The sequence below is a fragment of the Streptomyces sp. NPDC102462 genome (assembly GCF_044765425.1).
Taxonomy (GTDB): domain Bacteria; phylum Actinomycetota; class Actinomycetes; order Streptomycetales; family Streptomycetaceae; genus Streptomyces.
On record NZ_JBIWKB010000056.1, the window covers coordinates 21,700 to 41,705 of the forward strand.

A 20,006-nucleotide genomic window follows, 5' to 3' on the forward strand; every position below is an offset into this window, starting at 1 on the left:
CAGACCTGGAAGACTCCCCCGACCCCCAATCCGGCTCGACCCGCTGACCATCCTCCAACCGCTGCCCCGGATTCACCCTGGGATCCGAACCACCAGAACCACCAGACCTGGAAGACTCCCCCGACCCCCAATCCGGCTCGACCCGCTGACCATCCTCCAACCGCTGCCCCGGATTCACCCTGGGATCCGAACCACCAGACCTGGAAGACTCCCCCGTCCGACCCGGCTTGTCCCCCGTCGGGCCGGGCTTGTTCCCCTGCGTCCGATGCGGGTTGTTCTGCGGACCACCCACATAATCAACCGAGTCGTCATACCGGTTCGGGCTGCCAGGGTGGTTACCCGGCGGCCGGATGCTGGACGCGACAGGCGAATCGGAACCGTGGTTCCTGGGCGGTGTGCCCCCGGGCTGGGAGTCCGGGGTGACCCGGGAGTCCGGAGCGACCGGGGGGCCATCGGGGCGCTTCCCGGCGGGCGGGGTGAGGCCGGCCCCGTCCCCGGAGCCGACGGGACGCGTGGTGACCGGCGGCTGCGGGGCAGGGGTGCTGCCGCTGTCGCGTCCGGCCGGACCCGGCTGGGGGGCCGAGCCGGGAGTCTCCGTCGGCGAGTTCCCGCGGCCCGGTAGCGGGGTGGAAACCGGTGCCGTGGAGGAACCGTCGGTCTTCGTCGCTTGGGCGGGCATACCGAGGTCGCCCGAACGTCCGTTGCCGGGGCCGCTGTTGGTGGGGGTGGTGTCCCTGACGGAGACGCCGTCCCTGCCGCCGGACGGAGGGGGAGCCAGCGATCCGTCTCCCCTGCCCAGGCCGTCAGGGGTGGGCAGGGAGAGGTCGCCGTCAGGCGTCCGGGACAGAGGCGGAACCGTCCCATCGCCGCCACCCGGCATGGGTTTGACGGTGGACGGGGTGACACCGGGAGGCACGGACGCCGGCGGGGCGTCGCCACCAGGAGTGGGCTTGGGAACGAAGGAGCGCCCCCCACCGCCGTAATGCCAGCCCATCAAGCCGCCGCCGTGCGCGCCGAAGCCCGCCCCGACGATCGCACTGATGGCCACGGTCCAGGACACGTCGAAGTCGGCACCCGCGATCTCAGCACCCAACGCGCCGAGACCGAGGTCGAGGGCCACCTCGACCCCCGCACCGACAACGGCGCCCCCGGCGGCACCGACGATCGCGCCCCCCACGGTGCCGAGCCGGCTCCCGATCGCGGTCACGATGGGGATGAGCCTGGCCAGCAGCGAACCGACGATCGACAGCACCCGTGCGAGGATCGGGCCGAGGCCGATGAGGACGAGCCCGGCGATGACGCCCAGGATATTCGCCCACATGGCGGCGTTGAGCTGCTCCGCGTACTCCTCGGCCGCCTTGTACAACTCGTCGGCGTATTGGTTGATCGTCTGCCCGATCGTCCACGCCTTCTCAGCAGCGGCATCAAACGTCAGGGCAAGACCCTCTTCCCACGCCCGGCGCGCCTCATCACCCGCTGCCCCGGTCATGCCGATGCCGTCCACGTGGCCATTGATGGCGACCCGGCGCTCGTGAAGAGCGTCACCCAGCTGAATCCAGGCATTGCCCAGGGCGTACATCTCCTCGACCTTGATATCGCCGAGTACGGAATCCGCGTCTTCCATGGTGAGGCCGCCCTCCCTGGGCGTGATGTGTTCGACGGTCGCCTGACTGGTGCCGCACCGGGCGGTCCGTGCAGGTGGCTAGGTCCGGATCACCGGCTGTGTTCGCGTCGTGGGCGGGCCTTCGGCGCCGGGCCCACCGCCCCCCTCATCACCGGCGCCGGTGCTCGACGGCATCGCCAACTCCTCGGCCGGCACGTCCCGCTCGTCCAGGGCGACCTGGACGAGGGTGGGCTCGTGGCCCCGGCGGACCAGCATCCCGCGACCGGGCTGACGGCGGTACGCGCGCTGCTCGTTGATGAGGACCCCTTCGCGGTGGTCGCCGGACAGCAGCAGGCCACCGGAGCCGATCTCCTTGAGCCTGCTCAGCAGCGGGTCCGACAGCAGGGCTCGGGCGGCGCCACCGACCCGGCGGGCCAGTACGAGGTGGAAGCCCAGTTCGTCCGCCTGCTGGATGAACTCGGCCAGCGGAGCCAGCGGGCCGCGTCCCATGCTGCCCGCCGCCAGGTCGTAGTCGTCCACGACGACGTACAGTTCGGGGCCCTCCCACCAGCCGCGCTCGGCGAGCTGGGCGGGGGTGATGTCGGCCGGAGGCATCCGGGAGCGCAGCGTCTCGGCGAGGGCCGCGACCTGTCCGGCGACCAGGTCGGAGTTGCCGCCGCGGGCACCGATGTACTCGTCGGCCACCACGCCCAGCAGACTGTGCCGGTAGTCGACGATCATGAACCGTAGCTCGTGGGCGGTGTGGCGGGCGGCAAGACCGCGCATCCAGGCACGCAGGAACGCGGTCTTGCCGGATCCCGAGTCGCCGAAGACCACGAAGTGCGGGTCGTTCGAGGTCAGATCGAGTCCGACGGGAGCCAGGTCGGACTCGCGCAGCGCGACGGGTACCTCGCGTTCGCCGAGGGCGGCGCCGTGGCCCTCCCAGCGTTCGGCGGGCGTCGGCGCCCCGGCCGCGGACAACTCGCGGACGGTGATCCGGTCGGGCAGTACGCGCAACGCCGGGGCAGCGGCCCGCGGCCAGCTCTCCGCGATCCTGGACACCAGCCGGCGCTCGGCGTCGGCGATCCCGTCCATGCCGTCCACGCCGTCCAGCCGGGGCAGCGCGATGTGGTGGGTGAGTCCGGGTGAGGCCAGCCCCCTGCCCGGAACGCTCTGGCCCAGGGCACGGGCGGCGGGGCGGCTGATCTCGGACTCGGAGGGGTCGTTGAGCCACAGTTCGAGACGGCCCGGGATGTTGTCGCGCAGGCCGACGCGGATCTCCGCCCACCGGTTGGCGGTCAGCCACAGGTGGACTCCGACACCGAGGCCGCGGACGGCGATGTCGGTGAGGGTGGTGACGGCGTTGTCGTCGGAGGTGTGCAGAGCGGCCCAGTTGTCGACGACCAGCACGATGTCCGCGGCCCGCACGCCCTCGGGCAGGTCGCCCTCGGCGCGGCGGGTGCGCAGTTCGGCCGCCGACTGGATGCGCAGGTCGCGGAACATCCGCTCGCGTGCGGTGACCAGGCTGCTGACCTCGGCCAGCACCCTGCGCACCCGCTCCTCGTCGCGGCGGCCCGCGATGCCGGCGACATGGGGTGCGTCGCTCAGTCCGTGCAGCGAGCCGCCACCCATGTCGATGGCGTAGAACTGCAGTTCTTCGGGGGTGTGGGTGAGCATGGCGCTGAGCATCGCGGTGCGCAGGAAGGTCGACTTGCCGCTCTGCGGGGCGCCCACCAGCGCGATATGCCCTTGGCGTCCCGTCAGATCCGCCGTGAGGGGGATCTGTTCCTGGCGCGAGGGCACGTCGATCACGCCGATCGGGAACACCAGCCGGCCCGTGTAGGGCCACAGGGAGCAGCGCAGGCCCAGCTCCGGGTCGACCTCCGGCTCGCCGAGCAGCGAGCTGAGGGCGAAGTGCGCGGGCAGCGGGGGCAGCCACACCTGGTGGCCCGGGATGTCCTTGTTCACGAGTCGCTCGACCGCGATCTGCAGCTCGGTCGCGCCCCCGTCCGGGGTCCACTCCCGGCGGGTCGCCTCGTTCTCCTGGGGTGCGAGCGGGGCGAGGGCTCCGTGCACGGCGAAGGGAACCGGTTCGGCGGCCACGGCAGCGGCGTCGGAGTCCTGTTCGCGGTAGGGCGCCGACACGTGTGCGACGCGGAAGCGCTCGTAGATCGACTCGTCGACCTTCAGATAGGCGGAGCCCGGGATGGCGGGCAGCGCGTAGGCGTCGGGGGTGCCGAGGACGGCACGGGACTCGGCGGCGCTGAAGGTCCGCAGGCAGATCCGGTAGGACAGATGGGACTCCAGGCCGCGCAGCCTGCCTTCCTCAAGGCGCTGGGTGGCCAGCAGCAGGTGCATGCCGAGCGAGCGCCCGACCCGGCCGATCTGGACGAACAGTTCGATGAAGTCAGGCCGTTGGGAGAGAAGTTCGCCGAACTCGTCGACGATGACGAACAGGTAGGGCAGGGGGTCGAGCGGTTTGCCGTTGACGTCGGTGCCGCCGGCGGCCTGACGGAGCTGGTACTCGCGCACGGAGTCGACGTTCCCGGCCTCCCGCAGCATCCGCTGCCGGCGTTGCTGTTCGCCCTGCAGGGCCTTGCGCATCCGGTCCACCAGTGCGAGGTCGTCGGCGAGGTTGGTGATCAGGCCGGACACGTGCGGCAGTTCGGTGACGCCCGCGAAGGTGGCGCCGCCCTTGAAGTCGACGAGGACGAAGGCCAGGTGTTCCGGCGCGTGCACCATGGCCATACCGGTGACGAGGGTGCGCAGCAGCTCGCTCTTGCCGGACCCGGTGGCGCCGACGACCAGCCCGTGCGGGCCGATGCCGCCCTGCGCCGACTCCTTGAGGTCGAGGTGCAGCGGTTCGCCGGTGCCGGTCACCCCGATGGGGACGCTGAGAAGGTCCTTCGCGTCGGGGCTGCGCCGCCCGGCGGCCGGGTCGAAGGCCGCCATGTCCGCGAAGCCGAGCATCCCCGAGAGGGAGACGTCCTCAGCGAGGACCTGTTCGCGTTCGCCGGACAGCCTCAGCGGCGCCAGCGCACGCGCGGTGGCCGCCAGGACGGCGGGCGCCGGCTCGTCGGCGGCGCCCTTCTCGATCGCCGCGTACAGGCCCGGCATGCGTCCCTCCAGGACGAGTCCACCGCGTGCGTCCGTACGGGCGCGTACGTCGACCCGGCCCGGTTCGGAGCCCTCCTCCTCCACGAGGCACACCACGTGCACCCCGAGGTCGGGTCCCGCCTCGGTGAACAGGTCGGCCAGGAGCGCGGATCGGGCCCAGGAGGCACCGGGTTCGTAGTCGTCCAGGAAGACGACCAGGTGGCGGCGCGGGCCGCTGTCACGCTGGGCGATGAGACGGCCGTTGCGTTCGGCGCGGGCCGCGACCGCTTCGTCGAGGGCGGCCCGCAGTTGATCGTGGATTCCGGCGAGGTCGTCGGCGAGCAGGGGGACGACCTCCTGCTCGCGGCTCTGTGCCCGCGGGTCGGGGTCCTGGGTGTGCGGCAGCCACTTCGCCCAGTCCCAGGCGGAGTTGCCGCCGGTGACGACCGCGACCCGCACGTCGTCGGGGGCGTGCAGCACCGACAGCTGCAGCAGCAGGGTCTGGGCCAGCTCACGGGTGCGCGGGCGCGGCCCCAGCAGACTGACCACGCCGGACGATCGCAGGTCCAGCCAGGCGGCCTGGCCGTCCACCGTGCTGTGCGCCTTGACGAGTTCGGCGGCGGCGTGCTGGCACTGGATGTCGACCTCGATGGTCGGATCGCCCTGCTCCGGGACGCGCAGCGCGTCGGCCAGCGGCACCGTGCCGGTGCCGAGCCGCAGCTGGAGGAAGTCGGTGTCACCGGGGCGGCGTTCCCACACCCGGCGCCGCTGGGTGGCTATCGCCCACAGCCGCTCGGGGTGCGGATGCCGCCAGGCGTCGGCGGCCTGCTGGCCGACCCTGCTCAGCTGAGCCCGCTTGCGTACACCGGCCAGGTACTCCAGGTACCGCTCCCGCTGCCGGAACTGGTTGCGGCGCCGACTGCTCCGCAGCTGCATCCGCACGCCGATGGTGATGCCCACGGACACCACGACGAAGGCGAACCCCAGCAGGATCATCCATGCCTTGCCGTAGGCCACCATGTACGCGGCCATGCTCACGCTGGACAGCAGCGGCAGGAGCAGCATCAGCCATCCGGCCGCGCCCTGCGGCTGGGGCCGCTGGGGCGGTGAGGCCAGTTTCGTCATGCCCTCCGGCACCGGTGGGGGCGCCATCCGGACGGGGCGGTGGAACGGGATTCGACTCACGGTGACTGCCTAGCTGCCTGTCGGGGTGTGGGACACGGGGAGTGGGAGAAGGCGGTACTCAGTAGGGGAAGGTCATGGTGACCGCTGTCCGGTTGGTGTCGGTGACCTCTTCGGGATCACCGCTGCCCGTCGCGGTCAGGTTGGTGAGGAACTCGGTGAAGATCTTGGTGACGCCCTGCTCGGCCACGCTGAAGTTGCCCCAGGCCATGCCGACTCCGTCCGCCAGCGTGGGCAGGACCCCCAGGGACGGGTCCTCCTCGGTACCGAACAGCTCGGTCATGACCCGCGCCCACTCGTTCTGCACCTTCTCGGCGTCCGAGGCGGCCTGGCCCTGCCACGCCACGCGCAGCCCGTTCAGTGTGGTGTGAATGGTGCCGATGCGCTCGGCGACGGACTTGGAGAGTTCGACCAGTGCCTTGGACGTGACGTTCAGGCCGGCCGGGGACACATCGATGACGGAGATGTCGTAGTTGGCGGCTTCGCTGTCAGCCATGGCTCACCTTCCTCGGGTCACGATCCGACGATCTGGGAGGTATGGGGTGATTCACTCAAGGAGGTTGAAAGGAAACCGCACTGATAATTCATCACATAAGCGGTTAACCTGGCATCGGTTCTTCGGGGCCGGCGCCCCGCGGGCCACCCGGCATGCCGCGTCGCCCGCACACCGGGCCGGGAAGTCGACGCGTGAGAGACGAAGGAGACACCGTGACCGGACCGATCGACTCGCAGTACGACGAAACACCGCTTCCCGAGGCGGAGATGGTGGACGAGGACGGCGACGGAGTCGCCGATCCCTCGGCGGACAACGGCAAGGACCTCAGCTACCTGGTACCGGATCCAGAGGTCGTCTGGGACGTGCCGCCCTCCTTCAACATCGACCCGAAGGACCTGTCGGGAGGCGGGGACGGACCCCAGTCGGAGGAGATCACCGAACCCTCCGGGGATCTGAGGGTCGACCTCGGCGCGCTGCGCACCGCGGAGAAGTCGATGCTCACCGAGGCACGTGGCGCGGTGGACAAGTACGAGGAGGTCCGCGCCCTGGTCGCGGCCGTCAAGGACACCGTCTTCGGACAGGGCGCCAAGGACAAGTACGAGAGAGGGGGAGACAACAGTAATTCGATGTCGTACGACCCGCAGCAGGGCAAGTCCGTCGACAACCCGTTCGCCAAAACCGGCGAGACGTTCGCCGCCGAGATGAACCCGGCCATGGAGCGCGCGCTGCTCGAAGTCGGCGCCACGATCGAGAAACTGGGCGAGTACATCGCGCTGCTCAACCACTCCGGCCAGGTCTACGCGGAGGCCGACCGCAAATCCCGCTTTCCCGCTCCCCCGCCCAAGGCCTGAACCGGCGGGCCGCGCCGCCCCGTTCCGCAGGTGCGGAGCGGGGCGGTCGTGCGCCGTGCCGCGCCGGACCGCCGCATGCTGGACGGCGTGCGGCGCCCCGGGCGCACCGCGGCGCCCCTCAGCCATCCGACGGCCCGTCGGTGACGTTGCTGTAGTTCGTGCCCTCCGCGTTGTGGTAGTTCGAGTACGTGGTGTTCATCCGGCGGAGGATGTCCTCCATCAGCGCTTCCAGGTCTTGCTGGCAGGCCAGGAACCACGACTTGATGTCGTCGAACGTGGCGTAGGACGGACTGTTCCATGAGGGGCCGATGTCGTTCATCTTGGCGGCGATCGACGCCATGCCGGTCGTGATCTCCGTCGACTCCCGCCCCACAGTGCCGATCGCCTCCTTCAGCGCCGCGAGGTTCGCGAGCCAGTCCTGCGTGCTTTGTTCTGCCATCTGGGAGACACCTGTCTTTCACCCGGTCCGAAGTCCTCTGGCGTCCTGCCTCTTTGCCCTGCTCAGAGAACCTCTTCCGGGGGGAGGTCCACGGGCAGGAGAGTGGTGAGCAGTTCCTCGTCGGCCGATGCGAGATCGACGGCGCTCAGACCGAGTTCGGCCACGCGCTGCGCGTGCCTCTCGGTCATCCGCTGGAAGACCTGCCGGGCGCTGCGTCCGTTGCCGAACTGTTCGCCGCGCGGCAGCATCTCGAAGTAGTCGTGCAGCGCGGCGGTGGTCTGCGGCGCGAAGGTGTACTGGTGGCTGTCGGCCTGGTGCTCGACGATGCGCACCAGTTCGGACGAGGAGTAGTCGTCGAAGTGCAGGGTGCGGGTGAAGCGTGAGGCCAGGCCGGCGTTGGACTCCAGCAGCCGGTTCATCTCGTTCGGGTATCCGGCGACGATGACGACCACCTCGTCTCGGTGGTCCTCCATCAGTTTCACCAGCGTCGAGACGGCCTCCGAGCCGAAGTCGGTGAACTGGCCCTGGGGCACCAGGGAGTACGCCTCGTCGATGAAGAGCACCCCGCCCAGGGCGCGCCGGAAGACGGCGGTCGTCTTGGGCGCGGTGTGCCCGACGTACTCCCCGACCAGGTCTCCCCGGTCGGCCTCGACCAGGTGACCGCGGCTGAGCAGACCGAGCGCCGCGAGGAAGCCGCCGTAGAGGCGGGCCACGGTGGTCTTGCCGGTGCCGGGGTTCCCCGCGAAGACCAGGTGCCTGCTCAGCGGCGGCGGCGCGAGCCCGGCGTCCTGGCGGGCCTTGACCATCTGCATCAGCCTCGTGAGCGTGACCACATCGTGTTTGACACCTTCCAGGCCGACCAACTGGTCCAGCTCGGCGCGGAGTTCCTCCAGCTTCGCCGCGGTCGCCTCGGGAGCCTCGGGGTTCTGCTCGCCCTCCTGCGCGGTGCCGCCGGTGGCCACCGCCCTGCGGACGCCGGGCACTGGAGTGCTCCCCTGCTCCGCCGCTGGGGGCGGCAAGGTCGGCAGCACCGGATCGGTCACATCCTCGACATGACAGTCCTGCGCGTACACCTCGGCCTCCTCGTCCCGCAGCAGGTCCGTCTCGGTGCCGTCCACGACGCAGCGGCGCAGCACGATCCTGGAGCGGGCACCGGCGTAGACGGCGGGAAAACGGCTCCCGGTGAAGTGACAGTCGTCGTAGCGGCCTTCGCCCCCGTCCCCGACGTACAGCGCGTTCTTCGCAGCGGACGCCACGGTGAGGCCATGGACGGTGGGACGGGCCCCCGCGTACACGACGACACCGCTGCCCCGGGACTCGCGTACCGCTCCGCCCTCCACGAGGACCGTGCTGTCCTCCTCCAGGAGCAGACCTGTGGTGGCACCGGTGATCGTCACGTTCTCCAGCAGGGCGCCGGTGTCCCGGCCGACCCGGACACCGGTCTCACCGATGGAGGTGACGGCGCAGTGAGCCAGCAGGGGCCGGTGGGTGGTGGTCAGGCGTACGCCGTCGCGGTCGCCTTCTATCCGGCAGTCGCGCAGGGTCGCGTCGCCGCCCTCCACGCACAGCCCCGTCAGCTCGACGTCGGTCACCTCGCACCGCTCCGCCAGCAGTTCGGCCCGTTCGGTGACACGTGCGCCGTACTCGGGGGTGCCCCCGATCGCGCAGTCCCGTGCCTCCACCCGCGCCGAGCCGCCCAGATGCACGGCCGTGTAGGCGGTCTCCCGCACGGTGCACCCGGTCAGTGAGACCTCGGCCCCGCCCGTCGCGTACAGCCCGTTGGCACCGGTGCGGGCGAAGGTGGAGTCGCGCGCGGTGGCGTTCCCGGTCGCGCTGACGACCAGCGCCGTGTCCGCGCAGTCCACGGCCCTGACCGAGACCAGTTCCGCGACGGCCTCTCCCGTGACCAGCACCGCGGCACCGGTGGTGCGGTGCACGTGGCAGCGGTCCAGCACGATCGCGCTCGCGTCCTCCGCGAGTACACCGGAGCGTCCGGTACGGAAGATCTCACAGTCGCGCAGCCGTACGCCCTGGGCCCGGTCGGCGGAGCGGCCCGCGGCATCGGCCGAGGAGGAGGCCGCCACCGGGTTCTGGTCCTCGCCGGACGGACGGGCGTCCCACCGCCGGGGGCGCTGCGGGCCCGGGGAGCGGCCCGCCGTGCCGCGTACCCAGACCCCCTGACCGCCCGCCTCGTACAGGCGGCACTCGCGCAGCGCCGCGGAGGCGTGTCCGTCCACGAGGACGGCGGCGGCGCCGCTGCCGCGTATCTCGCAGCGGGTCAGAGCCGCCTGCGCGCCGGCGGTCACCACGATGCCGTGTCCGGCGACGCCGTCCACGAGCGCGTCGGTCAGTTCGAGGGCCGCCTCGTCCTCGACCACCACGCCGTCCCCTGCGCAGCCGCCGACCGTCAGGGCCTCCAGCGTGGTGCGGCTGGTGCCTGTCAGACGCACCGCCATGCCCTCGGCCTGCCGCACCGAACAGCCGCTCAGCAACGGAGCCGCCGCGGCGGCGACCTCGACGCGACCGCCGGTGATCTCGCAATCCCGCAGCACCGGTTCACCACCGCGCAGCAGCACCGCGGCCTCCCGGGGCGCGGGGGAGACGAGGGTGAACCCGCGCAGCTCGGCGCGGCCCGCGTGCACGGTGACGGCCGGGCCGCGCGGCGCGACCAGCCGTACGGTGCCCTTGGCGACCAGGACGATGTCCTTGTCCAGCACCAGGCCCTCGGTGTACGTCCCGGCCTGCACGGTGATCACCCCGCCGGGCCTGGCGTCCCTGACGGCCGCGCCGATGGAACGGTGCGCGCCCCAACTGCCCGGGGCCACACGCTGGGCGACCGACTTCACCTCACGCATGGTCCACCGGTCCGCCCGTCGGTCACAGGTCACCGCCCAGGCCGGCCAGCCAGCCGAAGAGACCGAAGACACCGGCGGTCAGCGGCAGGGCGGCGACGACGAGAGCGGTGACGACGGCCCCGGGCCAGCTGGGCCGCTCCGGCTCGATGGGACGCAGGGCCGCGCCGAAGGCGAGGAACAGCCCGCAGGCCACCAGGACGGCACCCGCCGCGAACGCGGCCAGCGCTCCCGCGGTGCGCGAGTCGAAGACGTACTCGGGCACTCGTACGGCCAGCGCGACCAGCCCCAGCACTCCGGTGGACAGCAGCGGGATCACGCTGGACAGCACGCGCACCGAGCCGGCCTGGAGCAGCAGCCCGACGCTGACGCAGGCCACCAGGGAGAGGGCGTACACGTCCCGCGAGGTGGTCAGGGTGAGCAGAGCGGCCGTGAGGACGGTCGCGGTGACGATGCTGAGGAAGGTGAGCAGCCCATTGCCCCGGCGGACGACGGCGGCGACCTCCTCGCTGCCCAGGGCGGGGGCGCCGGTGTCCGGACCGTCGGGCACGAGCACCGCGATCTGGCTGGTGATCCGGGGCAGCAGCCCTGTCAGCACGAACAGCACCAGGGCCACCGTCGCCGCCGAGCTGGTCAGGCTCGCGCCCAACACGGCCAGCGGCGCCACGAACAACGCGGTCACCAGCGTCAGAGTCTGGAGTACCACCGTGGCAGGGGCCGGGAAGGCGACCACTCCGGCGAGCGCGCCGATCACCGCGGTGCCCGTCACCAGGAACGGAGTGGCCACCGGGCCATGGACCGGCGCTCCCAGGCCGGCACAGGCCAGCAGCGGGCAGGCGGCCAGCGCGAGCAGCTGGCGCACCGGACGCGGCAGCGGCCAGTTCTTGCGCTCGGAATACCAGGCGAGCAACGCAGAGCACAGCGCGGCCAGGACGAAGAACAGCACGGCCACGCCCGCGATCCGATGCGCGCCGAGCCAGGCGGCCGAGATCACCATGGCCACCAGACCGGCACCGAGAACGCTCTGGGCACGCCGGCGGGCGCTCCACAGGCCGCCGTCCTCGCGGGCGTTCGCGATCTGCTCGTCCAGGTCGGTGACGGTCAGCTCGCTCAGCTCCGCGGCGCGCTGGTCGCGCAGGTACAAGGTGGCACCGTCCACGATGCCTGCCCCCGACAGCGTGTCGCCGGGGGCCATCGGGGAACCTCCCGACGGCGCGAGTGTCCAGACCGGGGGCATGCCCTCGGACTCGGGCTGGCCGCACAGGGTGGCGAGTCGCGGGACGTATTCGGCGATCGGGGCCTGGGCTGGGAGTGCCAGGTCGACCTGCCTGCGTTCGCCGACCACGGTGACCCGGCAGCGTTCATCGGGCACGGACGTTTCCTTCGGTGTTCAGACAGCGGAGGCGCAAAGAGAGGGGGTGAGAAATGCGGTGCGTCATTGCCGCCAGGTGGACACGTTCGCCCACTCGGCGTCACTGTAGTTGTTCCAGTTGACATTCATGGCATGGGCAATGCGGCCGAGCACGCCGTCCTCTCCGAAAAGGCCGTTGGCCGCCAGATCCCACCCGTTCTGCATGTCCTGGTAGTAGGTGGCGGCCTCGCTCTCCCGCCAAGCGTCGACGAGCGGCGACAACTTGTTTTTCAGCAGCTGGAGTTCTGTGGTGATCTCTCCGGCTCTGGCGTTGATGGTGCTGCCCGCGGCCTCAAGCCCTTCGCCTACGTAGATCGGCGTGCTGTCGATGTTGGCCATGAATCGCTCCTCGAACGCGCCCGGCCCTGCGGAAGAACGCGCGGATGAATCGGCTGGATACGCGGATGGAACAGCGTGCGGATCAGTTGAAGTTCGTTCCGGTCGGGGGATTCGGAACGTCTTCGCCCAGCTGGGTGAGGTTGATCAGGTTCTGCTGCTCGGTGTCCTTGTAGTTCACGTAGTTGCCCTGAAGTCCCTTGGAGATTCCGTCCAGGGCGTCGTTGAGCATACGGGCGTAAACGTCGTACTTCGCCATCAGGTTCTGGAACTCGGCCTGGGCTATACCTTGCCAGCTCTGCTCAAGGCTGGTCACATAGAGCTTCAGATTGGCCAGTTGTCCGGCGATCTCCGTCGCCGTGGTAGCCGTATCGGTGGAGGCATCAGCCAGGTACTCCGGTGTCACCCGGTACGTCACACCACCGACGCTTACGGAAGGCTCGACAGCCATATGTGGAATCCGCCCTTCTCGACCGTTGCCCCGTAGTCAAACATCGCTGTGACGATGATCGGACCGGGTGAGCAGCACCTGGGCATCTTCTGAACACAACACGTGGGACGTGCCCAGTCCGCCGGGCCTCGCGCCTTGGCGTCGCCCTGGCCGCGCTGACCGTGGGCGGAACCAGCGGCTCACCACCGGACCGCACCGCGACGCCACGGCCTGTGCCGCAACGGCCAGGGAGTTCGAGCCGGGATGACCTGGACCCAACGGCCCTGGCGGCGTTCAAGCGTCGTTCTCGGACCGGCTCGAACTCCTGCGCAGCGAAGCCTTGGCCATGACGGTGAACTCGTCGATGACCACCTCGAACGCGTCGGACTCGATCCCGTCAAGCGCGGCGTGCGCGACATCGGCCGGGGCCATCCCGGGCACGTCCGAGCCCGCTGTCCTCGCGGTGTCGGCCGCTCCCAGGCGTACCGAGGTGACAAGGGTCCGCTGCCCGGCCAGCTCCCGGCGCAGCTCATCGCTCATGCTCCAGACCACGGCCTTGGGGAGCCCCTGGGCGCTGCCGCCGGGAGAGACGAACCAGGACGACGAAGAGGCTATGTTCACGATGGCGCCTCCGCCGTTTTTCGCCAGGACCGGGGCGAAGGCCCGGACCATGGAAAGGGTGCCCCAGAAGTTCACGTCCACGGCGGCGCGGACATCGCCGATGTCTCCGAGCAGGGCCGAACCCCCGATGCCGGCATTGTTGACGAGCAGATCGACATCGTCAGCCTTTTTGGCGGCGCCTGCTACGGCGTCAGGGTCGGTGATATCGAGGGACAGGACCTCCACACCGTAAATGTTGATGGATTCCGGTCGACGCGCGGTCGCATAGACCTTCGCGCCCCGGGTGACGAGCTGGGCCGCAAGATGGCGGCCAATGCCGCGATCGGCTCCGGTGATCAGTGCCGTGGCTTTACTGAGATTCACGGACGTACATTAAATTCTGACGTACGTGATGTCCAAGGCTCAACTGACGGTAGCCTTCCTGTCGTTCATGGACACTCTGCTCATGGCATGAAGGCTTCAGATGAGCGCTGACAATCGTCATCGCCCCACGATATCGAACAGCCACTCAGGTAGCGTCAGCGGCAATTCCACGACAACCTGCCGACAAGCTATGTGCCACCAGCCGCCAACCCGGCCCGCCTGTCCTCTTCGAATCCTCTTCTCGCCCTGCTGTGCTTCGACGCCCGGCGAGCCGCGTTGACGAGGTCCCGTTCTTCCCGGGTGAGGGCGGACGTCAACTTGTCGTTGTTCATCCACCCGTTGAGCAGAGCGTGTGAACCTCCCAGCCGGAGGGAGTACGACCACGCGCTTTCCCCTCTCAGGTCTCCTTGCCATCCGGCGGCCCACTTCAGCAGGTGAGCGATCTTCTGTGCATGGCTGTAGCGAATTGAACTCATCGGCCTAGATCGGTCAGTTACGTCGGCGTCATGGAGTGCTCGACGCAGGTCGTCGGAGCCGGTCGCTTGAAGGACCGGCCCAGGAGGGAGGCGCGTCGGCCGGACACGGCCCCGTCCGGCCGACGGGTGCCGGCCCAAGAGGGGCACCTTCCGTCGCCGCCTGACGCACCGTCGGACCACGCAAGGCGCTCGGCTGGAAACCCCAGCCGAGCGCCTGTGTACAGCCTGAACGGTACGACCGCGTGTTGCGACGACGCCCGGGGGTGCCGGCTCCCGCCGGGTCTTGGAGCGGTCGCCCGGACCGTGTCAGCCGCCCGCGGTCATTCGATCAGCCGCCAGCGGTTGTCGTCCCGCGAATCGCACAAGCCGATCACCAGCCGCTGGTCCGGCTTCTTCCTCTCGGCGCCCTGGCCATTGACCTGGAGGCACAGGTGGTTGCTGGCGTAATTGCGGATCCTGGCGCTGCCGTCCCCGGCCGGTTCCAACCACCACAGCTGGTTGTCACCCATGGTTCCGGTGCAGTGGGCCTCCAGGAGCCCGGTCCCCACAGGCTGTCCCCCGCGGGTCGGCAGGTCGAGGCACAGACCGTCCTTGACGTTGGCGAACTGCACGAGATCAGTGCCGCCAGGGCCCGCGTCGGGACGCGGGGACGTCATCCTCCACAGCTGGTTGTCCTTGTCGGTGCCGTCGCAGTAGTACTGGTTGACGTCCTGACCCTTCTGGCCCGCTCCGTTGAACGGGATATCGGCACACAGCCCGGTGAACACGTTCTTCAGCAGCATCGTGCGAGAGACGGCTGTCAGCTTCCGCAGCTCGGCCTTGGCCACGTCCTCCGCCCGCACCTCAGTCTGCTTCTTCGTCGGTGAGGTCGGAGAGACCGACGGGATGACGACGGGCTCGGGCACCCGCCGCTCAACGGTCGTGCCAGGCTCCGTGACCGCCTCCTTCGCCGTCTCCTTCTTCGTCACCTTCGGTTCGGGGGACGGCGACGGGGGACTGGTGAGCTTCTTGTGCGCCGCGGCCTGCTGGGCCGCCAGCTCCACCTTCTGCGCCTCCTCGTCTGCCTGGTAACTGCGCCACGCGCCCACCCCCAGGGTGGCGCCCGCGGCGAGTGCCAGCACGGCCACCGCGCCGGCGACTCGGGTCCCCATGCGGGAGCGCTCCCCCGGCTGCTGGGCACTGGTCGTCAGTGCGTCGACGAACCGCGCCCGTTGCCGCCGTTTCGTTTCGTCCTGGTCGATTTCACTCAATGCCGTTCCCAACTCGCAGAGGCTTCAACAGTGGGTGTGCCGAAGCGTCCGTCCCGCCCGCTCCGTTCCCGCCCCGGACGCGGCACTCGGATCCCGGTCCGGGCAGCCGGGCACCGGGGGCGCGCGCGAGGCCGGGCCCCGGACACGAAGACCGCCGCCGGAGCACGGGGCGGGCGGACCGGGCCGTATGCGGCTCATCGCGGCACCGGACCGTACAGCTCGCGCTCCCGCAGCAGTTCCGCCGCCGTCACCAGCGAGGCAGACAGCCGGCGCCGGTAGGTGCTGAAGGACAGCGCCGCCCGGTTGGCGGCGGCCTGCTGGCTGCGTGGGCCGCTCAGATAGGTGATCTCCAGGATGTCGGCCATCTGCCGCCGGCCGGGCTGCGCCCGCAACTGCGAGACGGTCTCCGTGAGTACCTGGCGCAGCTCGGTGGGGCCGGCATCGGACGCCACCAGCCGGGTGCGCAGAAGCGCGCTGTGGGCCAGCTGCTCCGGCTCCGAGATCTTCCGGTAGGCGTATTTGACGGCACCCACGAACTCCGGCCACGGCATGGCGGGTGTCGCCGGCTCGGCGGCCGGAGCGGAGGCCGCTGCGGGCTCGTCGGCCAGCAGTCGGGTGCTCAGTGCCTCCGCCCAGCGGGCGAACGGCATGCTGCGCCAGTCCCGCACGAACGAGAGGATCGGTTCACCGTCCGCGCCGGTGACCGTCTCCCCTGGCTGGTGGTCGTACAGGCCGAGCAGCCGCGACAGCTCCTCCTGCTTCTGTGCCGCGCAGGTCCAGCTCACCGCGAGACCCGGCGTGGTCGCCCACAAGGTGGTGAGCGCGGAGCACGCCGCCACCGCGCTGCCGGTGCTCCAACGCCCCAGCAGCAGTCGCCCGGTGCGTCGCAGCGGCGACGACCTGCCTGTGACGTGTTCGAGCGCGGCGTGCGCGACCGGATCGTCGGGCAGGTTCGTGACGCCCGGTTCCACACAGGGCGCCACGAGTGTGCCGACGACGCCACCACGGTCGTCCTCAGCGACGATGAACGCCGAGGGATGTCGATCCCACCACTGCCGGGCGAGACGGCCGGCCGCGACACCGTGCTCCTCCTCTATGGCGGCCAGCACCGGGTACTGGTCCTTCGGGCGTGCGGACCGCAGCTGGAAACGGTCCGCGCCGTTCCAGTCCGCCGCCTCGCGGACGACGGAACTCGCCCTCCCGAGGTAAGCAAGGCCGGCACCGAACGCCCAACGGCCACCGGTACGTTGGGCCAGCCGTTCGGCCAGATGCGCGTGCAGCCGGCGGAAAAGGCGCTCGTACTTCTCCGGGTCGCGCCAGCGCAGATCGACCAGCAGCGCTTCTCGCACCAGCCCGTGCGGTATGAGCCCGGCGGCGGTGCTGTCCACGAACGACAGTCCGTGCAACCAGGCGAACAGCACCTGGGCCTCGGCCACCGGCACCTCCAGGGTGCGCCGCACCAGTTCCTCGGTGGTGACCCGGGCCAGCGCCAGTACCTGGAGCGCGTCGGTCCTGGCCGGTGACGGGGTCTCCCGCAGCAGCCGCCCCAGCAGCTCCCGTGCCAGGTCCGGCGAGTCGTACAGCTCCCGCTCGCGGCTCGGCCCGGCTGTCCCCTCGGATGCTTGCCTGGCGTCGGCGAAGAGCGCCAGAGCGAGTGGCAGTCCGTGCGAGGCCCGTACGATGTCGGCCGCCGAGGTCTCCGGCACATCCCGGTTGCGCAGGAGCAGAAACGCCTCGGCTTCGTCCATGCCCGACAGGCGCACGCTGCACAGCGCGTGCCACCACTGCGGGTCGGTGCGCCACTCGGTCTCCGGGGGCCGGCGCGAGCCCACCACGACGAGCAGGTGCGTGGGCATACGCGGCAGGAACTGGTCGCGCAGCCACCACTCCAGCGGACCCAGCGACTCCGCGGAATCGATCAGCAGCAACTGCGCCTCTTCCGGCGGTCCCTGCGCCTCCAGAGCGGCCCGGAAGGCATCCGGTGTCGCATCCGTGCAGCGCATGTCGATCATGCGTACGGCGGTGCCCTGCGTCCGCGCCTCGTCTGCGAACCGGAGCAGCAGGGTGCTCTTGCCGACACCCCCCATGCCGCGCAGCCACACCACGAAGCAGCCCCGGGTCTCGTCGCTCATCAGCTCCCGCAGCAGCCGCAGTTCGGCGACGCGCCCGGTGAAGAATTCTCTCCGCAGCGCGGCCAGCACGTTTCCGTGGGAGTCGACAGACATGGGCGTAGGTACTTCCGTATCTTCCAACGTGTGAACTGCCGTCGAACGGTCGGCCTCGCATGGAACGCGGCATCTGCCGCCTGAACCGCTCCACGGCCGAAGGGCTCCGTCTTGTCGGCCTGACGATTGCTGTCGCCGCTGCGTCGGTGCGGCCGTGAGCAATGCGGTGGTGTGCGCCATGAACCGGGGATCCACGATAGCGTGTCGCCGCCGGAATGGCGAAGAACTGTGGGGTACAAGCAGGCTCATTTTCGAGGTTTCTGGTACCCAGATGGCATTCTTACCGTGATAGTGAAGCCCAAAAGCGAAACCAGCCTTTGAAGTGAAGCAATGGTGTTGCATGCGGCCGGGCTGAGGCGCCACGTCCCGGACCGCGGTCCCGGACTCAAGCCCCGCGGGCCGTCCCCGCAGCAACGCCTTTCGGGGCCGACCCAGTTGGAAGGCGGCAGCGCCCCTGCGACGAGGCGTTCGCCTTCACCGCAACCCAGGTGGACATGTCTGCACCCGCCGTGCCGGGGACAACGGTCCCGACGAACCTCTCCCGGCTCCGTCCGGGACACGGCCCGGCACCGTTCCCGAAGGCGCGGATCTGGCCGGTGCCGGGACGGCGGGTCCATCTGGATCCCCGGCCGCGACCGTACCGCGGGCCGCCAACTCCTCAGGCACGGAAGCGAACGCACGGACCCCACCGCCCGACTCGCTACGGTCCCGGCCCCGCCGCCGCCCCGGCCGGGCGTTGCCGCTGCTGGTGCCGGCGCGCCTTGAGCCGGTTGCCGCTGCCGCCGCACGCCGGCCTCCTGCTCGTGCGGGGAGCCGCACCCGCCCGCCGGCCCCCAGCGGCGGATGCGGCTGCCGCGCGCCGAGGCGAGCGCGGCGTCCCGGGACGCCGTCACATCACTCGGTCCGCCTGCGAGCGTCACCGATGGCCTGGTCCAGGATCTCCAGCCCCAGGGATAGTTCCTCCTGCGTCGCGGTCAGCGGCGGGGCGAGACGGAGGGTTCCGCCCATGCCGGGGAGTTGGACGATGTTCATGTGCAGTCCCAGTTCCAGGCACCGCCGGGTGACCCGCGCGCCCAGGGCGTCACCTGCCCCGGCAGGACCGCCGTCGACGACGAATTCCAGCCCGGCCAGCAGACCGCGTCCGCGGACGTCGCCCACCACCGCGTGGCGTCCCGCGATGTCCATGAGACCGTCGCGGAGAAACGCGCCGAGCGACCGTGCGCGCTCATCGAGGTCATCGGCGATCAGGACGTCGATCACGGTGTTGCCGACCGCCGCCACCAGCGGGTCCGCGACATGCGTGGTGAAGAACAGGAATCCGCGGTCGTGCGCCTCCTGTTCGATCTCGGCAGAGGTGACGACAGCGGCCAAGGGGAGACCCGCGCCCAGGGTCTTGGACAAGGTGAGGATGTCGGGGACGACTCCGTCACGCTCGAAGGCGTACCAGGTACCGGTGCGGCACAGTCCCGTCTGCGCCTCGTCGAAGATCAGCAGCATGTCCCGCTCGCGGCACTTCTGCTGCAGAGCGGCGAAGTAGCCGAGAGGCGGCTCGATGATCCCGCCGGAGCTGAGGATCGGCTCGACCAGGCACGCGGCCAGACTGCCGGTGGACTGCGCGTCGATCAGGTCGAAGGCGAAGTCCAGTTGACGGCGCCAGTCGAGCGAGCCGTCGGGACGGGTGAAGTCGGGGTGGTGGGGATCGGGCACGGGAAGGGCGAAATTGCCCGGCGCACCCGGACCGTAGCCCTTGCGCCCGGCGCTGTACGTGGCGGAGGCGGCGGCCTGAGTCATGCCGTGCCAGGACCTGGCGAAGGAGACGATCTCGTGCTTGCCGGTGACGAGCTTGGCCATCCGGAGGGCGGCCTCGTTCGACTCGGCCCCCGTGGTCAGCAGCAGTACCTTCTGCAATGAGTCGGGCAGACTCTCGGCCACACGCCGGGCCAGGTCGACCACGGGCCGGCTCAGCATCCCACTGTAGAGGTGGTCGAGGCCGGTGATCTGCCGCTGCACGGTTTCCACGATCCTCGGATGGCAGTGGCCCAGGATCGCGCTCATCTGCCCTGACGTGAAGTCCAGTATCTTGCGGCCGTCCGCCGTGTAGACGAAGCTGCCGCTCGCGCGCTCGATGATCTCGGGGGTGAACACCGCACCGTAGCGGATGAGATGCCGCTCGGCGCTTCGCCAGAACGGATCGGCACTCAGGTCAGTTGCCTTGGGTTCAGCCATGGCCGCGACCGTAGGACCTGGCCGCCGTGCGCGTCCAGGAGCCGATGCCCTTCATGCCGCATTCAGCACACCGTCGAGGACGGGCCCGGTGGGCGGGTGCGAAGAAGCTGCCCGCGGCCGTGCGCGTCTTGGAGCCGACGATCCGACAG

General features: G+C 70.2%; 12 protein-coding genes and 1 pseudogene. 1 reads left to right on the forward strand and 12 read right to left on the reverse strand.

All coding sequences use genetic code 11. The annotated features are described in order from the left end of the window. The 3 genes and pseudogenes from ACIRFL_RS34290 to ACIRFL_RS34300 form a co-directional block, all read right to left on the reverse strand. A pseudogene (locus ACIRFL_RS34290) lies at positions 1 to 1,624 on the reverse strand (hypothetical protein); the annotation flags it as partial. Between the two features lie 78 nt (positions 1,625 to 1,702). After that, positions 1,703 to 5,884, reverse strand: coding sequence for a type VII secretion protein EccCa (eccCa, locus tag ACIRFL_RS34295; protein WP_404036493.1), 4,182 nt, complete (start codon positions 5,882 to 5,884; stop codon positions 1,703 to 1,705). A 58-nt stretch (positions 5,885 to 5,942) separates the two neighbouring features. Beyond that, complete coding sequence (locus tag ACIRFL_RS34300) at positions 5,943 to 6,377, reverse strand: hypothetical protein (protein WP_359308159.1); 435 nt, start codon at positions 6,375 to 6,377, stop codon at positions 5,943 to 5,945. Positions 6,378 to 6,589: 212 nt separating this feature from the next. On the opposite strand from ACIRFL_RS34300, the gene ACIRFL_RS34305 reads away from it, so the two are divergent. Continuing rightward, the gene (locus ACIRFL_RS34305) at positions 6,590 to 7,228 is read left to right on the forward strand and encodes a hypothetical protein (protein WP_404036497.1); all 639 of its coding nucleotides are present in this window, start codon (positions 6,590 to 6,592) and stop codon (positions 7,226 to 7,228) included. A 118-nt stretch (positions 7,229 to 7,346) separates the two neighbouring features. Here ACIRFL_RS34305 and ACIRFL_RS34310 read toward each other — a convergent pair whose 3' ends face one another. From ACIRFL_RS34310 to ACIRFL_RS34350, 9 genes are all read right to left on the reverse strand, one after another. Continuing rightward, positions 7,347 to 7,667 carry a WXG100 family type VII secretion target gene (locus tag ACIRFL_RS34310; protein ID WP_404036500.1) on the reverse strand — a complete coding sequence of 107 codons (321 nt, stop codon included), beginning with the start codon at positions 7,665 to 7,667 and terminating at the stop codon, positions 7,347 to 7,349. A gap of 62 nt (positions 7,668 to 7,729) precedes the next feature. Then, on the reverse strand, positions 7,730 to 10,522 hold the full coding sequence (locus tag ACIRFL_RS34315; protein WP_404036503.1) for a right-handed parallel beta-helix repeat-containing protein: 2,793 nt from the start codon (positions 10,520 to 10,522) through the stop codon (positions 7,730 to 7,732). Between the two features lie 22 nt (positions 10,523 to 10,544). Continuing rightward, complete coding sequence (gene eccD / locus ACIRFL_RS34320; protein WP_404036506.1) at positions 10,545 to 11,891, reverse strand: type VII secretion integral membrane protein EccD; 1,347 nt, start codon at positions 11,889 to 11,891, stop codon at positions 10,545 to 10,547. Positions 11,892 to 11,954: 63 nt separating this feature from the next. Next, entirely contained in the window at positions 11,955 to 12,269 is a 315-nt protein-coding gene (locus ACIRFL_RS34325; RefSeq protein WP_404036509.1) for a WXG100 family type VII secretion target, read from the reverse strand. An 82-nt stretch (positions 12,270 to 12,351) separates the two neighbouring features. Then, positions 12,352 to 12,717, reverse strand: a complete 366-nt coding sequence (locus ACIRFL_RS34330) for a WXG100 family type VII secretion target (protein ID WP_404036512.1) — start codon at positions 12,715 to 12,717, stop codon at positions 12,352 to 12,354. Positions 12,718 to 12,990: 273 nt separating this feature from the next. Further along, a complete protein-coding gene (locus ACIRFL_RS34335; protein ID WP_404036514.1) occupies positions 12,991 to 13,680 on the reverse strand; it encodes an SDR family NAD(P)-dependent oxidoreductase in 690 nt (229 codons plus the stop codon). Positions 13,681 to 14,476: 796 nt separating this feature from the next. After that, entirely contained in the window at positions 14,477 to 15,307 is an 831-nt protein-coding gene (locus tag ACIRFL_RS34340; RefSeq protein WP_404036517.1) for an RICIN domain-containing protein, read from the reverse strand. 293 nt (positions 15,308 to 15,600) lie between these two features. Continuing rightward, the gene (locus tag ACIRFL_RS34345) at positions 15,601 to 17,631 is read right to left on the reverse strand and encodes a hypothetical protein (protein WP_404036520.1); all 2,031 of its coding nucleotides are present in this window, start codon (positions 17,629 to 17,631) and stop codon (positions 15,601 to 15,603) included. A gap of 894 nt (positions 17,632 to 18,525) precedes the next feature. Then, positions 18,526 to 19,857, reverse strand: a complete 1,332-nt coding sequence (locus ACIRFL_RS34350; protein WP_404036523.1) for an aspartate aminotransferase family protein — start codon at positions 19,855 to 19,857, stop codon at positions 18,526 to 18,528. Between the last annotated feature and the right edge of the window lie 149 nt (positions 19,858 to 20,006).